The 4586-nt window shown below is 44.0% G+C and carries 2 protein-coding genes and 1 pseudogene; 2 read left to right on the top strand and 1 reads right to left on the bottom strand.

From position 1 onward, the window contains the following. A pseudogene (locus IM477_RS09080) lies at positions 1 to 203 on the top strand (Uma2 family endonuclease); the annotation flags it as partial. 152 nt (positions 204 to 355) lie between these two features. Beyond that, positions 356 to 1780: an FAD-binding domain-containing protein gene (locus IM477_RS09075; RefSeq protein WP_287731436.1), complete on the top strand. Its 1425-nt coding sequence runs from the start codon at positions 356 to 358 to the stop codon at positions 1778 to 1780. A gap of 6 nt (positions 1781 to 1786) precedes the next feature. On the opposite strand, the gene IM477_RS09070 is transcribed toward IM477_RS09075, so the two are convergent. Then, the gene (locus tag IM477_RS09070; RefSeq protein ID WP_287731435.1) at positions 1787 to 4432 is read right to left on the bottom strand and encodes an efflux RND transporter permease subunit; all 2646 of its coding nucleotides are present in this window, start codon (positions 4430 to 4432) and stop codon (positions 1787 to 1789) included. Between the last annotated feature and the right edge of the window lie 154 nt (positions 4433 to 4586).

Raw genomic sequence — 4586 nt, 5'->3', positions numbered from 1 at the left:
TTCGGCTACAGGCAGGAGAATATATTAAACTAGAACCGGATAGTGATGGCATAATGCGCTCTCAAATCTTCCCCGGTTTATGGCTAGATAAAAATGCTTTATTAATGGGCGACTTAGGAAAAGTTTTAGTGATTTTGCAGCGGGGTTTAGAAACAGCAGAACATCGAGATTTTGTCAATAAACTAACTGCCAATCACAGCTAGATTTTAAAATTAGACAATTATTCTTGATCTACTGTCGTATAATTACAGAAAGAGTATTTTTGACCTGAATTTGTTCTTAACTGTACCCCACATTTCGACAAGCTCAATGTAAAATAATCTCGCCCCTGATAATCTTCTCATCACCTCACTTTATGTCAAATCTAATCCTTTTCTGGCATCGTCGCGATTTACGTCTCTCGGATAATATTGGACTGAGTAAAGCTAGGGAGCGCAGTCCGAAAATTATCGGGGTTTTCTGCCTCGATCCTGCTATTTTAGAAGGGGATGATATCGCCCCGGCTAGAGTTGCCTATCTCCTCGGTTGTCTAGAGGAATTAGAAAAAAATTATCGCCAAAAAGGTAGTCAATTACTGATTATTCGCGGCAACCCCAGTCAAACACTCGTCAATTTAGCCGGCAATTTATCGGCAAAAGCAGTTTTTTTTAACCTCGATATCGAACCCTACGCGCGTCAACGGGATCAACAGGTAATCGCCGCTTTACAAACAAAAGGAATTGAGGTAGAAACCTTCTGGGATCAACTTCTCCATGCCCCCGGACAAGTCCTCACCCTCTCAAAAAGTCCCTACACCGTATATACTCCTTTTTGGAAAAATTGGAGCCAATTAACCAAAGCCAGCCCCACAACCCTAGAAAACCTGCAAGGATTAGAGGAAAATGAGGGGGAGAAACTCACAGAAACTATTAACTTACCAACCCTAGAAAATTTAGGTTTTACTTGGCAAAACCCCTTACCCCTCGCTCCCGGAGAAAAGGCCGCCCATAGCAGATTAGAAGAATTTTGTCAAGGGGTTATTAACAATTATCAAGAAGATCGTAACTTCCCCGCTTTCGATGGCACCTCGCGCTTGAGTGCCGCTTTAAAATTTGGGGCGATTGGCATTCGCACAATTTGGACGGCAACCCTAGAGTTATTAGAAAATTGCCGCGCCGAGGAAGCAAAAGATAGTATTATCACTTGGCAGCAAGAGTTAGCTTGGCGGGAATTTTACCAGCATTGTCTCTATTTTTTCCCAGAATTGGCGGTCGGTGCTTATAGAAAAGAATTTCGTCATTTTCCTTGGCAGGATAACGAAGAACATTTTCAAGCTTGGTGCCAGGGAAAAACCGGCTATCCGATCGTTGACGCGGCCATGGCACAATTAAATGAAACGGGATGGATGCACAATCGTTGTCGCATGATCGTGGCGAGTTTTTTAACCAAAGATTTAATTATTAACTGGCAAAAAGGCGAAAAATACTTCATGCAGAAACTTTTTGATGGCGATTTAGCCGCTAATAATGGTGGTTGGCAGTGGAGTGCCTCTAGTGGCATGGATCCGAAACCTTTAAGAATTTTTAATCCCGCTAGTCAGACACAAAAATTCGATCCGGAAGGGGAATATATTCGTCAATGGTTGCCGGAATTAGCTTCCGTAGATACGGAATATTTAGTAACCGGGAAAATCCCCCGTTTAGAAAGACATCGTTGTGGTTATCCCGAGCCAATTGTCGATCATAATCAACAACAAAAAGAATTCAAACGACTCTATAGCAATCAGAAGCCAAAACAATAAAACTAGCTACTTTTGACTGGCTTTAATCTGGTTCCAAACATCCTCTAAACTTAGATATAACACAGGCACAACAATTAAACTCAACAGGGAAGAAGTGACTAAACCTCCCACAATTACCATCGCCATGGGTTGCCGCAATTCCGCACCAGTACCCAATCCCAGAGCGATCGGAATCATACCTAAAATTGTCGAACAGGTGGTCATTAAAATCGGTCTTAACCTAATCATTCCCGTTTCTAAAACCGCTTCCTCCCGACTCCAACCCTGTTGACGCAATTGGTTAGTATAATCCAGTAATAACACAGCGTTTTTATCGAGTAATCCCAAGAGGAAGATAAACCCGATCAGAGAAATCATACTAAACTCACTACCCGTTACCAATAACCCCAACATTGCCCCCACAATCGCTAAAGGTAAACATAAAGCGATGACGATAGTTTCTAGCAGTCTTCTGAATAATAACCATAAAACTCCTAACATTAAAATTGTCGCTAGGATTAAAGTGCGACCAAAACTGCCCAAAACATCGCTACTTTGAGAAGAAGTACCCCAACGCTGTAAAGTTATCCCTTCCGGTAAAGGAATCCCTTCAATTTTAATTGCCGCATCTTCTAATCCTAAATCGGGACTAAGATTAGCACTGAGAAAAATCGCCTGTTGACCATTTAAACGCTCGATCGCCAAAAAATCCCCCCGATCATTTAATCTAGATGATAGGGAAATATCCTTTAAACCGGCGATTTTAGCAGCCTCAACCCGCAATTTCTCGGCACTATCGCGCAATAGCTTGAAATTATCGCTTTTAATCGCAATTTGGATCGGCTTTTCCGCTTCCGTCTGCACAAAAGGAATGTCCTCGATACTGACATTCACCCCTCTAATTGTCGGTAAAATTTGCCGAATCCGTTGCTGCACCGCACTGGTGTGAGATTTACGATCGCTCTTCAGTTTAACGTGAATTTTGCCACGATTCGGCTCACCCCGTAAACCGGCGATCATAAAAGTCGATTCCACTTCCCCATCCCGCAAAATCGGCGCTTCTAATTTGCTGCCATCGCGGATAGTGCGACGCAAAAGAAAACTTTCGGGAGAACTCGCTAACTGAGAAATCCAAGCGAAACTATCGCTATAACTCTTAGCCGTCGGTTTATTAGGACTAATTTGCGTTATTTTCGGCAAAGGAGAAGTATAAACCAGATTAAACTCGCCGCGATCGAGTCGGGGAATAAATCCCCTAGAAATAAAAGGAATCAAGGCAATACCCGCAAAAAAGGTAATTAGGGCAATAGCAATGACCAGCAAACGATGACGCAATGACCAGTTTAAGAGCAGTCGATAGGCGTTTTCAATCGGTCGCTTTTGTTTCGTCATTTTTGCCCGTGACTGCGGTTTCAGCCAATATACTGCCAAAACTGGCGATAAAGTTCTGGCGATCAACAGAGAAAAAATCACCGCAGCCGAGACAGTTAAACCGAAGGGTTGGAAAAACTGCCCCACCGCACCCCCCATAAAAGCCACGGGTATAAACACGGCAACAATGGTTAAAGTGGAAGCAGTGACAGCTAATCCGATCTCCCTTGTCCCCTTGAGTGCCGCATTTTTCGGGGTTTCCCCCGCGTCGATTAAACGGGAAATATTCTCCACATCAACGATCGCATCATCCACGACAATGCCAATCACCAAAGCGAGAGCCAGCAGCGTCAGGGTTTCCAGATTAAACCCATAGATGGCCATGATAATGAAAGTCCCCAAAAGAGATAGGGGGATAACCAGAGCAGAAATGATTGTAGCGGCGAAACTGCCTAAAAATATCAATATCACCAGCACCGACAGCAAAACTGCCAAGAGTAAATCATCGATCGTACCTTGTAGGGCAGCGCGAATATATTCCGCTTGGGTTTCAGCTAAAATTATCTTGACATCGGGCAGTTTTTGTGCTATGTCTTTAACCAGTTTTTCTGCTTGAGCGGCCAGATCGAGACTATTGGCAGCACCTTGTTTGATTACCTGCACAGCGATCGCCTCTTGGCCATTAAAGCGCACCAGCGTGGGCAATGGTCGGGTTAAGCTTTTATGGGGATTATCTTCCCTAACTGTACCTTGACCGAGTAAATTAACTTTAGCCGTACCTTCGAGAGCTTTTAAGGGCCGAATTAAATTATCTTGGGCGATTTGGCTTAATTCTTCCAGAGTTTTCTGCTCACTCACCAGCGCATAGGTGACTGTTGCCGACTCATTTAAATCAACGGGGATAACTTCTGTGGTAGCTTGAGGGGGCAAAGGGATTTGCGAGATAGCCTGTTTAACTGCTGCCGTGGCCCTGTCTAAATTTGTGCCAATTTTAAAGAAAACGCTGATTACTGACTGTCCGGGGGAAGTAGTCGAGGACACATCGCGACAACCGGGGAGAGAGAAAAGGGGATTTTCTAGGGGTTTAGTTAATTGCTGTTCCGTGGTGATAGCAGTAGCTAAATCCGCTTGAGCGTTAATTATTACGACTGGAAAGCTGATATCGGGGAAAAGAGCGTATTTTAGGGAACTAAAAGCCAAAATTCCCGCCATGGCCACCGCTAACCAGAAAGCAATGGTTAACCTCGGGGCATTAATCGCTATTCGAGAGATATTCAGACGTTCTCGCCATGATTCTTTCATCTTTGTTTAATAACTCGGAAGTGGGGTGTGGGGTGTGGGGTGTAGGGTGTAGGGGAATTATGAATTATGAATTGGGGAGGTGGGGAAGTGGGGAAATTGAACTAAAACCCCAAAACCCCAAAACCCCAACCCCCAACACCTAAAACCTATCTCC

The organism is Microcystis sp. M090S1, assembly GCF_020246295.1.
GTDB lineage: Bacteria > Cyanobacteriota > Cyanobacteriia > Cyanobacteriales > Microcystaceae > Microcystis > Microcystis aeruginosa.
The sequence above is the reverse complement of the archived record's forward strand: the minus strand, read 5'-3'. Positions and strand labels throughout refer to the sequence as shown.